General features: G+C 59.7%; 1 protein-coding gene. It reads left to right on the top strand.

Annotated elements, in window-relative coordinates; all coding sequences use genetic code 11:
• Nucleotides 1–14 precede the first annotated feature (14 nt).
• The coding region (locus A3728_RS19710) for a hypothetical protein (RefSeq protein WP_150120903.1) at nt 15–452 on the top strand (438 nt) is incomplete at its 3' end.

Genomic DNA, 452 nt, shown 5'->3' on the forward strand with positions numbered 1-452 from the left:
CGGGGCCCGCCGGCATGATGATGGCCACCGACCTGTTTCAGGACATGGAAGGCAACGGGCGGATCGACCGGGCCGATCCCGTGATGCTGCGTGAAAACATGCTCGATCTGCCGGTCGGTGAAACCATGCACCTTATCTACCGGTTCTCGATTTCCCCTTCCGCGCACCTCGAGGCTTCGATGGAGAGTGAACTGCTGGTCGAAGGAATCTCACCCGCGACGGATATGCCGGTGATCCATCACGGTACGGCCACCGGCAAAGTCTCGATCTCGAACCACATTCTACAATTGCGCAAGAGCGTCGAGCACGCAGAGACCGAAGATGGCATGCTGCTGTCCTATACGCTCGACCTGCACAACAACGGCAAGGAAGACATCGAGGTTTACGACGAGGTAGGCGGTTCGCCGATCCGGATTGACGGTGCGCGCGCAGCGGGCGTTCTGGTCTACGAC

The sequence above is a fragment of the Sulfitobacter sp. HI0040 genome, from assembly GCF_001634885.1.
GTDB lineage: Bacteria > Pseudomonadota > Alphaproteobacteria > Rhodobacterales > Rhodobacteraceae > Sulfitobacter.